At 65.0% G+C, this 15,688-nt stretch carries 20 protein-coding genes; 14 read left to right on the forward strand and 6 right to left on the reverse strand.

Annotated elements, in window-relative coordinates:
* On the forward strand, window positions 1-1,176 hold the full coding sequence (locus VB716_RS01480; RefSeq protein WP_323246763.1) for an anhydro-N-acetylmuramic acid kinase: 1,176 nt from the start codon (window positions 1-3) through the stop codon (window positions 1,174-1,176).
* 7 nt (window positions 1,177-1,183) lie between these two features.
* On the opposite strand, the gene VB716_RS01485 is transcribed toward VB716_RS01480, so the two are convergent.
* Complete coding sequence (locus tag VB716_RS01485) at window positions 1,184-1,501, reverse strand: ribbon-helix-helix domain-containing protein (RefSeq protein ID WP_197158648.1); 318 nt, start codon at window positions 1,499-1,501, stop codon at window positions 1,184-1,186.
* Window positions 1,502-1,641: 140 nt separating this feature from the next.
* Between VB716_RS01485 and VB716_RS01490 the strand changes: the two genes are divergently transcribed.
* Window positions 1,642-1,887 carry a hypothetical protein gene (locus VB716_RS01490; RefSeq protein WP_231598199.1) on the forward strand — a complete coding sequence of 82 codons (246 nt, stop codon included), beginning with the start codon at window positions 1,642-1,644 and terminating at the stop codon, window positions 1,885-1,887.
* Window positions 1,888-1,979: 92 nt separating this feature from the next.
* The gene (locus VB716_RS01495; protein ID WP_323269539.1) at window positions 1,980-2,207 is read left to right on the forward strand and encodes a hypothetical protein; all 228 of its coding nucleotides are present in this window, start codon (window positions 1,980-1,982) and stop codon (window positions 2,205-2,207) included.
* Here the strand turns inward: VB716_RS01495 and VB716_RS01500 are convergent.
* Window positions 2,185-2,406, reverse strand: coding sequence for a hypothetical protein (locus VB716_RS01500; RefSeq protein WP_323269548.1), 222 nt, complete (start codon window positions 2,404-2,406; stop codon window positions 2,185-2,187). The genes VB716_RS01495 and VB716_RS01500 overlap by 23 nt on opposite strands.
* A gap of 163 nt (window positions 2,407-2,569) precedes the next feature.
* Here VB716_RS01500 and VB716_RS01505 point away from each other — a divergent pair, with 163 nt between their 5' ends.
* From VB716_RS01505 to VB716_RS01515, 3 genes are all read left to right on the forward strand, one after another.
* On the forward strand, window positions 2,570-4,327 hold the full coding sequence (locus VB716_RS01505) for an ATP-binding cassette domain-containing protein (protein WP_323269541.1): 1,758 nt from the start codon (window positions 2,570-2,572) through the stop codon (window positions 4,325-4,327).
* A gap of 173 nt (window positions 4,328-4,500) precedes the next feature.
* Entirely contained in the window at window positions 4,501-4,722 is a 222-nt protein-coding gene (locus VB716_RS01510) for a hypothetical protein (RefSeq protein ID WP_197159387.1), read from the forward strand.
* A 201-nt stretch (window positions 4,723-4,923) separates the two neighbouring features.
* The gene (locus VB716_RS01515; RefSeq protein ID WP_197158644.1) at window positions 4,924-5,172 is read left to right on the forward strand and encodes a hypothetical protein; all 249 of its coding nucleotides are present in this window, start codon (window positions 4,924-4,926) and stop codon (window positions 5,170-5,172) included.
* Between the two features lie 150 nt (window positions 5,173-5,322).
* On the opposite strand, the gene VB716_RS01520 is transcribed toward VB716_RS01515, so the two are convergent.
* Window positions 5,323-6,456 carry a trypsin-like peptidase domain-containing protein gene (locus tag VB716_RS01520; RefSeq protein ID WP_416238069.1) on the reverse strand — a complete coding sequence of 378 codons (1,134 nt, stop codon included), beginning with the start codon at window positions 6,454-6,456 and terminating at the stop codon, window positions 5,323-5,325.
* Between the two features lie 275 nt (window positions 6,457-6,731).
* Here VB716_RS01520 and VB716_RS01525 point away from each other — a divergent pair, with 275 nt between their 5' ends.
* From VB716_RS01525 to hrpB, 3 genes are read left to right on the forward strand one after another with little or no spacing between them, the layout of a single operon-like run.
* Window positions 6,732-7,004, forward strand: a complete 273-nt coding sequence (locus VB716_RS01525; RefSeq protein ID WP_197158642.1) for a DUF2973 domain-containing protein — start codon at window positions 6,732-6,734, stop codon at window positions 7,002-7,004.
* Window positions 7,005-7,047: 43 nt separating this feature from the next.
* The gene (locus VB716_RS01530) at window positions 7,048-7,431 is read left to right on the forward strand and encodes a hypothetical protein (protein ID WP_197158641.1); all 384 of its coding nucleotides are present in this window, start codon (window positions 7,048-7,050) and stop codon (window positions 7,429-7,431) included.
* Window positions 7,432-7,435: 4 nt separating this feature from the next.
* On the forward strand, window positions 7,436-10,015 hold the full coding sequence (hrpB, locus tag VB716_RS01535; protein ID WP_323269543.1) for an ATP-dependent helicase HrpB: 2,580 nt from the start codon (window positions 7,436-7,438) through the stop codon (window positions 10,013-10,015).
* Window positions 10,016-10,029: 14 nt separating this feature from the next.
* On the opposite strand, the gene VB716_RS01540 is transcribed toward hrpB, so the two are convergent.
* Window positions 10,030-10,773 (reverse strand): HAD family hydrolase, encoded by a 744-nt coding sequence (locus VB716_RS01540; protein WP_322758274.1) that lies wholly within the window; start codon window positions 10,771-10,773, stop codon window positions 10,030-10,032.
* A gap of 214 nt (window positions 10,774-10,987) precedes the next feature.
* Between VB716_RS01540 and VB716_RS01545 the strand changes: the two genes are divergently transcribed.
* The 5 genes from VB716_RS01545 to VB716_RS01565 all read left to right on the forward strand — a co-directional run bounded on the left by VB716_RS01545 (window position 10,988) and on the right by VB716_RS01565 (window position 13,877).
* Window positions 10,988-11,134, forward strand: a complete 147-nt coding sequence (locus VB716_RS01545) for a chlorophyll a/b-binding protein (RefSeq protein WP_197158638.1) — start codon at window positions 10,988-10,990, stop codon at window positions 11,132-11,134.
* A 128-nt stretch (window positions 11,135-11,262) separates the two neighbouring features.
* Entirely contained in the window at window positions 11,263-11,442 is a 180-nt protein-coding gene (locus tag VB716_RS01550) for a hypothetical protein (protein WP_197158637.1), read from the forward strand.
* A 195-nt stretch (window positions 11,443-11,637) separates the two neighbouring features.
* Window positions 11,638-12,831 carry an exodeoxyribonuclease VII large subunit gene (gene xseA, locus VB716_RS01555; RefSeq protein WP_323269545.1) on the forward strand — a complete coding sequence of 398 codons (1,194 nt, stop codon included), beginning with the start codon at window positions 11,638-11,640 and terminating at the stop codon, window positions 12,829-12,831.
* A gap of 38 nt (window positions 12,832-12,869) precedes the next feature.
* Entirely contained in the window at window positions 12,870-13,292 is a 423-nt protein-coding gene (xseB, locus tag VB716_RS01560; RefSeq protein ID WP_323249439.1) for an exodeoxyribonuclease VII small subunit, read from the forward strand.
* A 189-nt stretch (window positions 13,293-13,481) separates the two neighbouring features.
* Window positions 13,482-13,877, forward strand: coding sequence for a DUF2834 domain-containing protein (locus tag VB716_RS01565; RefSeq protein WP_231598196.1), 396 nt, complete (start codon window positions 13,482-13,484; stop codon window positions 13,875-13,877).
* 18 nt (window positions 13,878-13,895) lie between these two features.
* On the opposite strand, the gene VB716_RS01570 is transcribed toward VB716_RS01565, so the two are convergent.
* Both VB716_RS01570 and VB716_RS01575 read right to left on the reverse strand, forming a co-directional pair.
* On the reverse strand, window positions 13,896-14,273 hold the full coding sequence (locus VB716_RS01570; RefSeq protein WP_323269546.1) for a hypothetical protein: 378 nt from the start codon (window positions 14,271-14,273) through the stop codon (window positions 13,896-13,898).
* 68 nt (window positions 14,274-14,341) lie between these two features.
* On the reverse strand, window positions 14,342-15,184 hold the full coding sequence (locus VB716_RS01575; protein ID WP_323269547.1) for a YihY/virulence factor BrkB family protein: 843 nt from the start codon (window positions 15,182-15,184) through the stop codon (window positions 14,342-14,344).
* Window positions 15,185-15,688 lie beyond the last annotated feature (504 nt).

A 15,688-nucleotide genomic window follows, 5' to 3' on the forward strand; every position in this document is an offset into this window, starting at 1 on the left:
ATGCGCGTGGTCGGCCTGATGAGCGGCACCAGCGCCGATGGCGTGGACGCGGTGCTGGCCGCCTTCTCAGGCCCGCCCCAACGCCCCCGCTGGCAGTTGCTGGGGCGGGCCTCCGTTCCCTATCCCGACGACCTCCGCCAGCGGCTGCTGGCGTTGGGCCAGGGAGCCTCGTGCACCTCGGCGGAGCTCCTTGACCTGAGCGAGGCCGTGACCGAGGTGCAGGCCGAGGCGGCCCGCCATGCCGATCCCGGTGCCACAGCCGCTCTGGTGGGCTGCCACGGTCAGACGCTCTGGCACCGCCCCCCTACGGGCGATCGCCGTGGCGCCAGCCTGCAGCTGCTGCAGGGCCCGTTGCTGGCTTCCCTGCTGCAGCGACCGGTGGTTCACGACTTCCGGGCTGCCGATCTGGCCCTGGGGGGGCAGGGGGCGCCGCTGGTTCCCCCCTGTGATGCGGCACTGCTGGGCAGCACCGGTGGCTGGCGCGCCCTGCTCAACCTGGGAGGCATCGCCAACCTCACCCTGCTGCCGCCCCGCCACGGTCCCGATCGCCACGCGTCGGTACGCGGCTGGGATTGCGGCCCGGCCAACACCCTGCTGGACCTGGCCGTGGAGCAATTCAGCCAGGGACAGCTGAGCTTCGATGACGGGGGCGCCTGGGCAGCACGCGGCAGGGTGCAGACAACGGTGCTGGAGCGCTGGCTGCAGGAGCCCTATCTGCTCCAGCACCCACCCAAGTCGACCGGCCGGGAATTGTTCGGCCAGGCCGACCTGCAACGCCGCCTGGCGGACCTGGCCCAGACCAGCGCGGCTACCCGCGACAGCACCGACTTCGCCGCCGACAGTCTCGCCACCCTGACGGCCTTCAGCGCCGCGACCGTGGCCCAGGATCTCCAGCGCGGTCCACGGCCAATCGAACTGCTTGTCGCCGGAGGAGGCGGCCGCAACCAGACCCTGATGCGGGAGCTGCGGCGCCGCTGCCGGGGCATGAGCGTGCGACCCCTGCAGGAGCTGGGCATCGGCGATCTGGAGAGGGAAGCCCTGGCCTTCGCGTTGCTGGCCTGGTGGCACCAGCAGGGCCACCCCGGCTCCCTGCCAGCGGTGACCGGCGCCCGTCAGGAGGCCGTGCTGGGGACTTGCGCCAGGCCTGCAGGGCTGTCACCTGATCGCTGCGGCTGATCCCGCGTCAAGCGCGAGGGCGGAACAGCCGTAAGCGGCGGGTTCTCTGAAGCCGTTGGCCTCGATTCTGCTCCTGACGCACGAGGGCCGCACGAAAGCGATCGGCCTGGACCTCGCTCGGCAGCAGACCGGAGTCGCCGGCCAGAAGCTGCTGCCGCTCCATCCGCTCCACACCCTGCTGGATCAGCACCCGCGCCATGTTGCTGACGGTGCGGGAATCCCGCTCCGCCAGAGCCGTGAGCCGGTCGCATAGATCCTCAGGCAAGACCACCTGAATCCGCGGCGACTTTGAGCGGCCACTGGAGGATGTCTGTCGGGTAGGCACGGCGCAGTGGAGGGTGGATGGCTCACGGGCGGAGACGCCCGGACAAAGGCCGCACTGGACAGCACCAATGACCACCAGTGTACAAACACACCCTTGGGTAGTATCCAAGCCTATGCTGTAGCCAGACCCGGCCCTCGGCCATGGCGCCTCGCTCCAACGGCCCCACCACCACCTCCGCCCAAAGCAGTGGTGATGTGCTGGTATCAGCCGTGATCAGCCCCTACCTGCTCACCCACCTGCACCACGTGCTGCAACGGGCGGAATTCGGAGCCCGTCAGGACGGGCAGAGCAGCCTGGCCGCCAACTACGCCCAGCTCCGCCAGGTGCTCTGCCAGGAAGCCCGCAGCCTCAAGGGCGAAACCGCTGACAACGAGGCCAAGTCCTGAGTGCCCTTCCCTACGGAACGCGAACAACCGCGTCCCAGGGCACACTGTGGGGCACCTCCACTGCATAGGGTCAAGCCATCCGTGGCCGAGCGATGAGCAACGCACCCCAGCTCTACGCGCGCATCAGCGCCGATGCGGCACTCACCCAGGACCTGTTCCGCCAGGCCCTGCAGGACCCCAGCGGCGCCTTGCAGCGGATCGTTGCCCTCGGTGAGGCCGAAGGTCTGCCGGTGAGCGCGGACGAGGTGAAAGCCCACATCTCCAGCCTGGAGGACGGCGACACCAAGCAGTGGCTGCTCAAGGCGCGCGGCGGACTGTGACGCCGGCAAGGGGATCGGCCGCCATCGCCACGCCGGCATCCGGTGCGCGGGACTGGCTCGAACCTGGAGGACTGACAGGGATCCCACCGGGACGGCGATGGGCCCCACCCCCCTGGGCCCAGCTGAAGAAGAGCCAGTAGCTCACGATCGCCAGACCCGCCGCCACCACCAGAGCGGCCACCTGCTCGAGGCGCTTGATCATCCCAACGAGCAGCCGAGGTTCTGAAAACCACTCTGCCGGACGCTGATCCGAGGGACGGATCTCAGGGGTTCCGGTCGGGAGGATGGCCAGGGATGATGCAGGCAATGCACCGGAACCGGCAGGATTCCGTTGCTCCTGCCGTACCCATACCCACGCCGCCGTGCTTCGTCTCGAACGGATCAGCAAGATCTATCCCACCGGTGAAGTGCTGCGGGATGTCACCTGGGAGGTGAAGGCCGGTGAGCGCATCGGCCTGGTGGGAGTGAACGGTGCCGGCAAATCCACCCAGATGCGGATCATTGCCGGCCTGGAGGAAGCCAGCGGCGGCCAGGTGGTGAAGCAGGGGGAGCCGCGCATCGCCTACCTGCAGCAGGAATTCGATGTCGATCCCGAGCGCACCGTGCGCGAAGAGCTGTTTCAGGCCTTCGGCGAAGCAGCCCAGGTGCTGATCCGCCAGCATCAGGTTGAGCACGCCATGGCCAGCGAGCAGGCCGCCAGCGATCCCGATCACCTCGATGAGCTGATCCACGAGCTGGGCCGCCTGCACAGCCGCTTCGAGGCCCTGCACGGCTACGAACTCGATGCTCGCATCGACAAATTACTCCCCACGATCGGCTTCACCCCCGAAGGGGCCGAGCTGCTGGTGGGTGACTACTCCGGCGGCTGGCAGATGCGCATCGCCCTGGGCAAGATCCTGCTGCAGGAGCCGGATCTGCTGCTGCTGGATGAGCCGACCAACCACCTGGATGTGGAGACGATCCAGTGGCTGGAGAGCTACCTGATCGAGCAGAGCGCCGCCCTGGTGGTGATCAGCCATGACCGCACCTTCCTCGATCGGGTCTGCACCCAGATCGTGGAGACCGAACGTGGCGTCTCACGGACCTACCTGGGCAACTACAGCCAGCATCTGGAGCAGAAGGCGCTGGAGCGCGAGGCCAGCCAGGCTGCCTTCGATCGGCAGCAGAAGGAACTGGCCAGCCAGCAGGCCTATGTCGACCGCTTCCGGGCCAGCGCCACCCGTTCCACCCAGGCCAAGAGCCGGGAAAAGCTGCTCGAGAAGGTCGAACGGATCGAGGCCCCGATCGAGAGTGTCTCCGGTCCACGCTTCCGCTTTCCCGAAGCCCCCCGCTCCGGAAGGCTGGTGGCCGAATTCCGCGATCTCACCCACAGCTACGGCGACAAGATCCTGTTTCTCGGTGCCGAGCTGGAGGTGGAGCGGGGCGATCGGATCGCCTTCGTGGGGCCGAACGGCGCAGGCAAGTCGACCCTGCTTCGGCTGGTGATGGGCCTTGAGGCACCAGACGAGGGCCGGGCTGGGCTGGGTGAGCACAACGTGATCGCCGGCTATTTCGAGCAGAACCAGGCCGAAGCCCTCGACCTGGACAAGACCGTGATCGACACCGTGTTCGAAGCGGTACCGGACTGGACCCAGACCCAGGTGCGCTCCCTGCTGGGCAGCTTCTGTCTCAGTAATGAGGCGGTGTTCAAGCAGGCCGGCAAGCTCAGCGGCGGAGAGAAGGCACGCCTGGCCCTGGCGCTGATGCTGCTGAAGCCCTGCAACCTGCTGGTGCTGGACGAGCCCACCAACCACCTCGACATCCCCGCCAAGCAGATGCTGGAGAACGCGCTGCAGGAGTACGAAGGCGCGGCCCTGCTGGTCTCCCACGACCGCTACTTCATCTCCCGGGTCGCCAACCGGATCGTGGAGCTGCGCGAGGGAGAGCTGGTGGTCTACCGCGGCGACTACGCCTACTACCTGCAGAAGAAGCAGGAGGAAGCCGAAGCGGCCCGCCAGGCCCTGGAGACGGAAGCCCGAACCCGCAAACAGGCCGCCAACCGCGAGAAGCAGCGCGAGCGCCTGCGCAACAAGCAGGCCAGCAAGAACGATGGCGGCAAGCAACGACAGCCGGCCTGCTGATTGCCGGCTTTGCCGGCAGACGGGCTCATGCCGGCCGGCCGGCCGGCCGACGGAGGAACCTCAGCGCGGAGCTGGAAAACACAACTTCATAGACGAGTAAGCAACTCGACCCATTTCGCTGGTGTCCAGCGCGATGTGTGCATAGCCTGACCTTACGTCGTTGAGAGCAGCCCATGAGCGTCGAGCTCTGGTCCACGGGACTTGGTTCCCGCACCGGGATTCCTTCCTCCCATGCCGGGACAGCCGAGGCTGGTGCTGCGGCGACGCCGTCGCCGCAGCACCACGAGGAGACCTGGGATGCCATGGAGGTCTATTTCGAGTGCATCACCACCTGCTCCCTCGACGATGGTGAATGCGTCACCCGCTGCGTTGAGGAACTGCGGGAACACCACTGAGCCAGAAGACGAGGCGTACCACAAGACCGGTCGCCCACCACTGGCCCGAACACCGGCAGCCAAGGCCCAGAACTGCCGTCAAGGGGGATGGCGCAAGGGTTTGCTGACGCGTTTTGCTTATCCGTGTCGCAACGGCTACGCGGAGCCCTGAAACACTTTGTAGCGTTGCGCCAGTTTCACGAGCCCCCTGGGGCTTCAGCCATGTCGGAACCCCTCACCCTCAGCCTTGGGCAGAAGTTCGAGCTTGAGCGCATGACCCGAGCCATCGACGCCACGGGTGACCCCCAGGCCCTGCGTGGTCTGGCCAAGCAGCTGCTCCAGGCCTGGCAAAGCCAGAAGGCGGCCACCCAGTGGGTGATGCGCCAACAACTCGGCGCGCCCTCCGCCTTCCTCGGCGGCATGAGCACCATGCCCGAGACCAGCGAGCCTCAGGGATTCGATGTGCTCTGAGCGCGGCGAAGGTCGTGGGCGTCATCCTTTCAGGACCTGACGCCCCGTCCACGACGCCTCCTCCGCAAACCACGACATTCCTGACCCCAACCACAACCTGCCCACAGCGCAAGAGAGGCTCAGAAGGCAAACGTCGAGAACGCTGCCCTGTCAGCGCGCCGAGAGACTCCCCAGTTCAACAGGGGTCAGGTCAAGTTCGAGCCGCCTCCCCTGGCGATCAATCCTCAGGTTCAGAGGCCGACCTACGCCGATCCGCTCGACCACACTCACCAACTGACTGGGCTCTGTGACCGGCTGACCATCGGCCACCACGATCACGTCACCCTGCCGAATCCCCACCCGAGCGGCTGGACCTCCCGGCATCACGGAGACCACACTCACACCCCCAGCCGCCGATCCACCCTGGCCCGGCCGTGAAGCTTCCAGGCCCACACCGATCATCGGGTGGCTCACCCGACCACTCTGCACCAGCTGGCTGGCAATCTCCCGGGCCCGATTGATCGGGATGGCGAATCCCAGACCGGCACCAGGGCCCGAACGCACCAGGGTGTTGATGCCGATCACTTCTCCATCGGCGTTGAGGAGAGGCCCGCCGGAGTTGCCGGGATTGATCGCCGCATCGGTCTGAATCAGATCCAGCCGCTTATCCGTGATGCCGAGCTTGCTGGCATTGCGGTTGAGATTGCTGATGATCCCCAGGGTCACGGTGTTATCCAGCCCGAAGGGATTACCCACGGCAATGGCCCAGTCGCCCACCTGAAGGCCATCGGAATTGCCCAGCGCCACCGCAGGCCAGGGCCCTCCTCCGATCAACTGCACCACGGCCAGATCCGTCACCCTGTCCAGACCAACGACCTTGCCCTCGACCCGACGGCCGTCCTGCAGACCCACCAGCACCCGATCGCTCTTGTCAACAACGTGGGCATTGGTGAGGATCAGGCCGTCGGCCCGATAGATCACGCCACTGCCCTGGCCTCTCTCCGTTCGCTGGGACGGGGGCGCGGCCTGGGGAACCCCGAAGAACTGCCGGAAGAAGGGGTCGGCCAGCAGCCCACGGGGCAGCCCACCACCGCCACCCGGTACCAGAACGGTGCGCTCCGTGTCGATCGTCACGACGCCAGGGCCGGCGCGACGCACGGCGCTCGCCACGAACGACTGGCGCGTCAGGGCTGCAGCGGCGGCCCCCTGCGCCAAGGCCGCCGTTGGCAGCAGCGGCAGGGTCACCATCACCGCTGCAAGGGTGACTCCGGGCCAGGCCAGCGAATGCAAGGGAAAGCGGCGCATCACTCGAACTCCGCGAACGGCGCAGATCAACGCAAACCGTAGGAAACGTGGCCGACTCAGACGAGCCGTGCAAACCGCCAGGCGATCCGGCTACGATCAGTGAAGTTTTCTATCGATCCATGGACACGTCGCGCCTGCTGCTGGCATTCCTTGCTTTCGGAGCGGCCTGCACCACCCTCTGGGCCTGGATGCTGGCCAACGCCACGCCTGACACCTCCACAAGCAAGCGATGATGGATCCGCGATCGGATCCGGCGATTCGTCGCATCCGATCGAATGGACGTCTTCACCAAGCTGTTTCCCTACCTCTACGGAGCCTGCTTCCTGCTGCTGCTCTGGCAGGCCTTCCAGGTGATGGCCCGTGGTTTTCGTGCCGTACCCCGCCCTGGCGACCGCAGCGCTGCCGGCACCACCAGTGGCGATCGCACCGGCCGGCTCACCATTCATCCGGAACTGCTGGATGCCGAAGGCCAGCTCACCCGTGAGGATCTGCTCACGGTGCGCTTCAACGGCGACAACGAGCGCCCAGGGACCGAGGTCGACAACTGAATAGGCTCGCAGGTGTGATCGTGCATGCCGGCGGAGGCAGACCGTGGACCAGAGAACTCGAATCGTTGGTGCCGTGCTCCGGGGTCTGAAGCTCCCACCCCGCTTCCGCCTCAAGCTGGTCAAGGAAGATCCCGTGCGGCTGGAGCTCACCATGACCCCGGCCTATGGGCAGGATCCGGTCCGGGTGGGCGTGATCGAATCCCAGGATCTGGTGGCCCGGCGCGACCGCGAAGGCCGTGTGCCTCGCGATCTGCAAGGCACCTGGGACTGGACCGTGTGGCACGGGAAGGTGTCGACAGGTGGCTGGAATCCCTATCTCAAGGAAGCCCTGCAGACCATGTTTGAAACCGGCCTGCCGGCGATCGTCTACGAAGAGAAGACCGGCGAGGGCTACCACCCCGTGGATGGAGTGCGGCACGTGCGCTGAGCCCATGCCGCGGGCCCGCTCTTCCCCTGCAGCACCTGCAGCCCCCCTGCCGATCGACGGGCTGCTCGGCGCGATCGAAACGGCGCTGAGCCCTCCAGGGTCCACCCTGCTGCTCCAGGCACCGCCCGGTGCCGGCAAAACCACGCGGGTGCCTCTGGCCCTGATGCACGCCCTGCCCGCGCAGGGAATCGTGATGCTGGAGCCCCGCCGCCTCGCGACCCGCGCCGCCGCCGAACGGCTGGCCAGCTCCCTGGGGGAAGCGGTTGGGGAACAGGTCGGCTACCGGGTTCGCCTTGAAAGCCGTTGCTCCAGCCGGACCCGACTGGAGGTCGTGACCAGCGGCCTGTTCCTGCGGCGCCTGCAGAGCGATCCGGCCCTGGAGGCCGTGGGGTTGGTGATCTTCGATGAATTCCACGAGCGCCAGGCCGACGCCGACCTGGCCCTGGCCCTGTTGCGACAGGCCCGCGCCCTGCTGCGCCCGGACCTGCGGGTGCTGGTGATGTCGGCCACCCTGGATCTCGAGCCGCTCGCCGCCGAGCTCGATCAGGCTCAGGTGCTCACCAGCGAAGGCCGCAGCCATCCGGTGAGCGTGGAGCACCAGCGACCCCGTGAATCCGAAGCGATCGAACGGCAGGTGCTGCGGGCCCTGGAGCAGCAGTGGCTGCCGCAACGTCACGCTGGTGAAACCGCGCTCATCTTTCTGCCCGGACTGCGGGAGATCCTGCGCACCCAGCGGCTGCTCGAGAGCTGCCCCTGGAGCCAGCAGGTCGCCATCTGCCCCCTGCACGGATCCCTGCCGCTCGAGGCCCAGCGCCAGGCCATCGCCCCCGCCGATCCCGACGGCGCCAAGCTGGTGCTGGCCACCAGTATTGCCGAGAGTTCCCTCACGATCGAAGGGGTACGGCTGGTGATCGATGCGGGCTGGTCGCGCCGCAGTCGCTTTGATCCGGCCACGGGCATGGATGGACTGGTCACCGTGCCGGCCAGCCAGGCCAGCGCCGAGCAGCGGCGGGGCCGCGCCGGCCGACTCGGGCCAGGCCATTGCCTGAGGCTGTGGTCGCCAGCCGAGCAGCAGCGCCGGCCCGCCTTCGATCCGCCGGAACTGCTGGAGGTCGATCCCCTGCCGATCGCCCTGCAGCTGGCCCAATGGGGAGCGGGGCTGGGGGAAGACCTGGCCTGGCTCACACCACCACCGCTGGCTGGCCTGCAGGAGGCGCGAAGGCTGCTGGAGCAGCTCGGAGCCCTCGATCAGAGCGGCGCCCTCTCCGATCACGGCCGTGCCCTCAGCGCCGTAGGACTGCACCCGCGCCTGGCCCATCTGCTGCTGAAGGCCAGCGGCGCGGGGGATCTGGATCTGGCCTGTGATCTGGCGGTGCTGCTGAGCGAACGGGATCCGCTCGATCGCCAGGAGCATGGCAGCGACCTGCTGCGCCGCCTGGCCTGGATGCGGCCCCAGGGCCAGGGACGGAGAGGGTCAGGCCCTCAGCAGCGGCTGCACCAGCTCGCCGCCGAACTGCGACGACAGGTGAGAGCTGCAGCGGCTCCCCCTAGCGGCGCGGACCCAGGGCCAGCAGATCTGGAGTGGCGAGCGGCGCGCCTGATCACCTGGGCCTATCCGGAGCGGATCGCCCTGCGCCGCCCTGGAAGCCCGCATCGCTACCAGCTCCGCAGCGGTCGCGGCGCCACCCTCCATCCCAGCGACCCTTTGGTCCTGGCCGAAGCCCTGGCGGTGGCCGTCCTGGACGGCCAGGGACAGGACGCGGCGATCCGACTGGCCGTGCCTCTGCCTGCGGCATTGCTGGAGGAACTGGCTGTGGACCAGGGTGTCAGCATCGAAGAGGTGCGCTGGGACAACACCGCCCAGCGGGTGCGCTGCGAACGCAGCCTGCGCCTCGGAGCCCTGGTGCTGGAGCGCAGCCCCTGGCCCGAGGCCGATGAGGACCGGATCCGACAGGCGTTGCTCGAAGGCCTGCGGCAACGGGGACTGGAGGCCCTGCCCTGGGGGGCGAGGAGCCGGCAGTTGCAGCAGCGGCTGCTGCTGGCCCACCAGCACCTGGGCTCCCCCTGGCCTGACTGCAGCGACCAGGCCCTGAGCCAGACGCTCGAAGACTGGCTCGGCAGGCACCTGCAAGGGGTCCGCAGCCTGGAGGATCTGCAGCGGCTGGATCTGTGCGAGGTGCTCTGGGCAGACCTGGACTGGACGCAGCGGCGTCTGCTCGACGACTGGCTACCGCAGCAGCTGACGGTGCCCTCCGGTCGGCGAATCCATCTCACCTACCAAAACGGGGAGGCGGTGCTGGCGGTGAAACTGCAGGAGATGTTCGGCTGCCGGCAGACTCCGACCCTGCTTCAGGGACGGCTACCCGTGACCGTGCACCTGCTCTCGCCAGCCGGGAGACCAGCCGCGATCACCCGCGATCTGAGTGGGTTCTGGGACCAGGGCTATGCCGAGGTGCGGCGCGATCTGCGGGGCCGCTATCCGCGCCATCCCTGGCCGGAAGATCCGCGCCAGGCCCAGGCCACGGCCCATACCAAGGCCCGCCTGGCACGGGAGCAGGCTGCCCGACCAGCGCCGCAGGGCTGAGCGTCTCCCAGGCTTCACAAGGGGAAGCCTGGGAAGTCGTCCAGCAAATGGCCGAAACCGAAGTGGCGCAATCCCTCCACGATGCCGGCGCAACCTTCCGCGCGGGCCCGGTAGGTCCGCGGCAGGCAGGAGACCTTCTCCCGCAGAGCCTGCTCAGCGTTGCCCACCATCACCCCAGCCAACCCCGTCTCGAACATCGCCAGGTCGTTGAGCGTGTCACCGGCCGTCACCACCCGTTCGGGATCGATCTCGAGCCATTGCAACAAGGTCAGCAGGGTGGAGCCTTTGTTGACACCGGCCGGCAAGACATCGAGATAGCGGTTGTCCGACACGAGGCAGTCGACCCCATGGGCTTCGAGTGCGACCAGTCGCTGCCAGTCGATCGCTTCGCCATCCAGGGTGTAGGCAAGCCGGCGCTCGGTGCTGATCGGTTGCGAAGCCACTCCGGGCAGAGCCTCGAGCAAGGGCAGCAGCCGCTCCGGCAACCCTTTCCAGCGGGCATCAATCGGATCCACCATCCCAGGCACGGTCTTCAGGCTGATCCCACAGGCGACGGTGCAGCCCACATCACCGATCACCAGATGGGGGTGGGCCAGCCCGAAGGCGGCATCGTCGATCAGCAGGGAGGCGATCGAACTGAGCTGGCGGCCCGTGCAGAAGATGTGCAGCACCCGCTCACGCCGTTCCACCAGCCAGCGGTAAAAAGCACGGCGCCAGAGTGGATCGCCCCCCAGCAGGGTGCCATCGAGGTCGGTCACCAGCACCAGATCCGGCTGGGCTGGCAGGGCAGCGGCAATCTGCTGCTGCAGAGCGGCACGGGAGGGCTGAATGGATTCGGAAACAACTGAGCGCAGCCCTAGGCGAAAGCCACAGGCTTGTCAAATCGGAAAACCGCACAGCACCTGTAGCAAGCAGCACTGTCAAGACCACTCCATCTTTCGTTACAGTTGAGGAGTCCTGGAGATTGCTTCCATGTCTGACGCTTCCCAGCCCCGCTTCGGCTTCGTCAACTTCGCCGAGACCTGGAATGGCCGCCTCGCCATGATGGGTTTTGTGATTGGCCTGGCTACCGAGCTCCTCACCGGCCAAGGCATCCTGGCCCAGGTCGGCCTCGGTTGAGGCTTTCTCAAGCCGATTCCAGCCCCGCCGGATCGCCCAACCCAGGGTGAAACGGCGGGATTTTCATCTCGCCTCAGTTCGGTCTCAGTGCCTGGTTCTTAGGCTGCCTCCGCTGTGCCGCCGACTCGATGCCACCCAGCTTCTATGTCAACAACCGCCGGGACGGCTCCAGGTTGCTGAGTAGCGCCCTGGTGATCACAGGTGCGGGCTTTGTACGGATCGATCATCCCGTTGGACGCGTCGTGGCCGTGATCGGTTCTGTCGTCAGCCTCTACTGGTGGTTTCAGTACCGCAAGCTGGAACACTGATGGCAGGCTTCATATCAGAGTCGCGATTATCAGTCTCCTGCTCAGCCTGCAGCCATCGATCCGGCCTGGAGGCTTGGCCAGCCTCAATCTCAACCAGAGCACACAACGACCTTCACCGGCAGGTGGACCAGCCCCAGTGGCGCGAGACCCAATGGTGTACGAACCAGTGGCACGACCAACGGATCTCCCACTGACGTGATCCCATCTCCGCTGGAGCCCCGATCCCAGAACGCCTACGCCACATCCGCTGGCCTGCCTTCATTTGGCGTGGCCGAGCTCAATCGGGCCATCGGAACCCTGCTGGAACGGGGGTTTGCGCCGCGCTTTCTGCTGGAGGCGACCGTGAGCCGTCCGCAGCTCAAGAAGGGACACATCTGGCTGACCCTCACCGATGGCGACGCCACCATCTCAGGGGTGATCTGGTCTTCCCTGCGCCAGAAACTCTCGTACCTCCCCGCCGAAGGTGACGGTGTCACCATCATCGGCCGTCTCAATTTCTGGGACGCCCGAGCCAGCCTCTGCGTCCAGGTGCTGGACATTCGCCCAGGGCGCCAGGCTGCCTTGCGCCAGTTCGAGCGGGTGCGGGAACTGTTGGCACCGGAAGGCTGGTTCGACCCAGAGCGCAAGCGCCCTCTGCCCGAACATCCCGGGTGCATCGCCCTGCTCACCAGCGTGCCCAGCTCCGCCCTGGCGGACATGCTGCGCACTGCCCGCGAACGATGGCCGGCCACACGGATTCTGGTGGTGCCGATCCCCGTGCAGGGTCCCGTGGAAGGGGAAATCTGCACGGCGCTGGAGGCCGTAAGCCGCCAGGCCGAACGACTCGGTGTCGAGGCGTTGGTGCTGGCCCGAGGGGGAGGGAATCGAGAGGATCTGGCGGTGTTCGACGGCGAACGGCTGGCCCGTTGCCTGGGCAGTGCCGCAATCCCGGTGGTCTGCGGTCTGGGCCATGAAGACGACACCACCATTGCTGATCTGGTGGCGGACTATCGGGCCGCCACGCCCACGGCCGCACTGGTGGCCCTGCTGCCTGACCAGCAGGGGGCACTTCTGGATCTGCGCCAGCAACGTCTCCATCTGCAGCGATCCTTGCGCTGGCGCCTCGATCTGGAAACAGAACGGCTGGCGCAGCAACGCCAGAGGCTCGAGGCTCTTCACCCCCAAGGGCTGCTGGTTCAGAGCCGCCAGCGTCTGCAGGAGCAACGTCAGTTGCTTCAGGCCCTCTCGCCGCAGCACATCCTGGAGCGTGGCTTCTCGCTGGTGCGGGGGCAGGATGGCCATCTGCTGCGCACCTGGAAGGAGGTGAACGCCGGTGACGCGATCACTGTGCAGCTCCGTGAGGGGGGGCTGGAAGCCGTGGTTAGCCGCAGTGCCGCACCCTCGATCTGAAACACCTGGTCCAGTGACGACCCTGACCACCAACCCCCATGCTCAAGAAGACCGAAGCAACTCCATCCGAAGATTTCCCAAGCGACGGAACAGCCGCCACCGATCCACTGCCCACGACACCGGTCAAGGGCAGCTCCAATCTCAGCAAGAGCCCAAAAAGATCGGGTCGCAAGGCAGCCGAACCCAAGGCAGCTGATCGCCGGGCATCGGCCCCCAAAACAGATCCCTCACCCAGCGGGGCAGAGGATCTCAGCTTTCTCCAGTCTCGAACGGCCCTTGAGCTTGTGTTGGCGGAGCTGCAGACCAGCGACCTCGACGTCGAGCACATGGCGGCGCTGTACCGACGTGGCCTGAGCTACATCGATCGATGCGAAGCCATACTCGAACATGTGGAACAAGAGGTTTTGCAGTGGTCCCAGCAAGACGAACAGAGTGAGCCAAGGCCTTTCGAACCCTCATGAACGAGACACACCTCACGCCGATCCAGTCCTTGACAACACGGAGACCACTCACCCGCCGATCAAATCACTCAGCCTCCATTATCCACCCCATAATCCGCACATCTCAATTCGACCAAGAAATCTTCCGCCGATGATTCTTGGCACCAACTATCACCCCACTGATCCACCACAATTCTTGAGGAACGATGTATGACCTCAAAGTCCTTCGCCATGCACTGGCTTCCGCAGAGTCCCTTACAGGCGATCTACCTCATCCTTGCCATTGCTGGAGCCGTGCTGCCCTGGATGGCTAATCTTGACTTTATCGAACTCAATCATCAGGCCTTCGATCTGCCATCATTCATCGCTTTAGCGACCGCCAATCCTGCCGCCACCTCTCTGTCCAGAGATCTGATGATCGGCGCCACTGCTGTGGTGATCTGGATAGTGCAGGAAAGCCGACGCCTGCAGATGCGCGGGCTGATCTGGGTGCTACTGAGCTGCGTCCTGATCGCCTTCGCCTGCGGGGCTCCTCTGTTTCTCTATTTGCGGGAACGTCGCCTGGCAGAACAATTGAGTGAAGGGGTGCAGGCCACGGGCAGCTGAAGCACCCGACGCACGCCGTCAACGATCGTCCACCTCCTGGGCCACCACATCGATGGTGACGGTGCTCGCCTCCTTCTCCATGCCGCGAGACTGAGGCTGCAAGGGATCATCGGTGAGATTCACCACCATCCCCTCCGATTCTGCCTGCATGGATGCACCGCAGAGAGGACAGGACTCCTGGGAAAAGCTGGCACTGCCGCAACGAGGACAGGTTTGCAGGCGTCGCCGCAGAACCTGCCAGGCAATCCAGACACCCCCAGCAGCGATCAGCGGCAGCAGCAGCAGGCCAAGGGTCAGACCTCCAAGCACATCCAGCAGGACACGGCCTGCTTGGCTGGGGGCCAGCAGGAGAAGACCCAGCAAGACCAGCCAGATCCAGGGGAAAGAGCGCTGCATCAGATCTGCGAAGCGATGAGGTTGCGATGCATGATCAAGTCATGGCAGGGGTTCGGGCGACAATCCGCTCAAAACACAAGTTTGGGCTTTCTATTTTTACGTGCGTGCCACAACACCACATTGAGACACTGACTGTAATAGAGAACAACACCAATAAACCAGATCCACAGGGTCAGCACAAGGACACCACCCACTACACCATATGCCTGGAACCTGACACCCAACAGCAGCAGGATTGGCCCAATCGAGAGATTCATCGTAATCAGCACAACCGCAGCCAACACGGCTCCAGGCAGCACAACCCCAAAAGGGACAAGCCGTGAGGGCAAGATCCACAGACCGACCCAGGAGCACAGCAGGCCAATCAGGATCGAAGCACCAAGGTCGGCCCAAAGTGAAACATGCAACAGGTTTTGCAACCAAGGTGGCAACCAGGCAAAGGCAACGTCACCATCGAAAAACAAGCCAAGGTTACTGATCAACTGATCAAAAACAAGCAACACTGCCAAGACTGAGATCAGCAAGAATGCCTTCAGCCTGAGCACAACGAATCTTCTGACAACCTGGTCCCATGGCAGTCCCTCCAGCCCCGCATGTCGCCAACCCCATACACGATCCATGCCCCGCTGAAGAGTCAGATAAATATTGCCAGCACTGAGCACAAGGAACAGAATGCCCAATAGGCCCGCCCCAAACCCTTGACGCGTAAATTTCTGCAATAGAATCTCAAGAAAAGGCAAGCCAGAAGCTGGCAAAATACCATCTGCCACACCAAGCAATCGCTCCACCAATCCGCGATCTCTGCCAAGAATCCGCGAGGCAATCGAAAGTGCAATCAACACTGCTGGCAAAAAAGACTGCAGACAGTGATAGGCAAATGCTGCGCTGAGATCCGTGCAATCGTTCTGCAACCATAACCTGTATGCTCCCCAGAAAGGCTTCCACGAACGTTGTAAACGCAGAAGTGATCGAGCCTGCGGCATTGTCATCGAACCCAGTGCCACATCAAATCAGCCTATGCACGGCATCGTATCCAGGCCAAACCAAGTCCACCGATCAATCGTAGCCTTGGCACAGCTGTGCTCCCCATCCTGACGTCTTGGCACATACGTCCCTATTGGCCCCAACGTCCCTACCAGCTCCTGACTTGACGCATCACGCAAGGACCCAAGCATCGAAACCAATCCCCAGCATCGGCAACTCAATATCATCCCCCCTTGGGGACTGGTGATCGAGGTCGGACAGCTATCTCGTGGCCACCAACCCACAACCCAGGCACACGAAAACACCCCCGATCGCAGCCATCAGGCTGCCATCGGAGGCGTCGTCGTGGAGCAAAGTTTGACCTGGCATCGAGCTATTTTCGCAGGAGGCTACCCTCCAACTATCGTTGCCGCTGCTGCGTTTCACAACCG

It is taken from the genome of Synechococcus sp. CCY9201 (assembly GCF_034931105.1).
Taxonomy (GTDB): Bacteria; Cyanobacteriota; Cyanobacteriia; order PCC-6307; family Cyanobiaceae; genus CBW1002.

What these genes read in the sequence shown, in the direction of transcription:
- VB716_RS01565 (WP_231598196.1), top strand. Translation starts at nt 13,482, where the DNA reads ATGACCTCAAAGTCCTTCGCCATGCACTGGCTTCCGCAGAGTCCCTTA.
- hrpB (WP_323269543.1), top strand. Translation starts at nt 7,436, where the DNA reads ATGCCGCGGGCCCGCTCTTCCCCTGCAGCACCTGCAGCCCCCCTGCCG.
- VB716_RS01515 (WP_197158644.1), top strand. Translation starts at nt 4,924, where the DNA reads ATGTCGGAACCCCTCACCCTCAGCCTTGGGCAGAAGTTCGAGCTTGAG.
- VB716_RS01495 (WP_323269539.1), top strand. Translation starts at nt 1,980, where the DNA reads ATGAGCAACGCACCCCAGCTCTACGCGCGCATCAGCGCCGATGCGGCA.
- VB716_RS01490 (WP_231598199.1), top strand. Translation starts at nt 1,642, where the DNA reads ATGGCGCCTCGCTCCAACGGCCCCACCACCACCTCCGCCCAAAGCAGT.
- xseB (WP_323249439.1), top strand. Translation starts at nt 12,870, where the DNA reads ATGCTCAAGAAGACCGAAGCAACTCCATCCGAAGATTTCCCAAGCGAC.
- VB716_RS01510 (WP_197159387.1), top strand. Translation starts at nt 4,501, where the DNA reads ATGAGCGTCGAGCTCTGGTCCACGGGACTTGGTTCCCGCACCGGGATT.
- VB716_RS01525 (WP_197158642.1), top strand. Translation starts at nt 6,732, where the DNA reads ATGGACGTCTTCACCAAGCTGTTTCCCTACCTCTACGGAGCCTGCTTC.
- VB716_RS01520 (WP_416238069.1), bottom strand. Translation starts at nt 6,456, where the DNA reads ATGCGCCGCTTTCCCTTGCATTCGCTGGCCTGGCCCGGAGTCACCCTT.
- VB716_RS01550 (WP_197158637.1), top strand. Translation starts at nt 11,263, where the DNA reads ATGCCACCCAGCTTCTATGTCAACAACCGCCGGGACGGCTCCAGGTTG.
- VB716_RS01570 (WP_323269546.1), bottom strand. Translation starts at nt 14,273, where the DNA reads ATGCAGCGCTCTTTCCCCTGGATCTGGCTGGTCTTGCTGGGTCTTCTC.
- VB716_RS01545 (WP_197158638.1), top strand. Translation starts at nt 10,988, where the DNA reads ATGTCTGACGCTTCCCAGCCCCGCTTCGGCTTCGTCAACTTCGCCGAG.
- VB716_RS01480 (WP_323246763.1), top strand. Translation starts at nt 1, where the DNA reads ATGCGCGTGGTCGGCCTGATGAGCGGCACCAGCGCCGATGGCGTGGAC.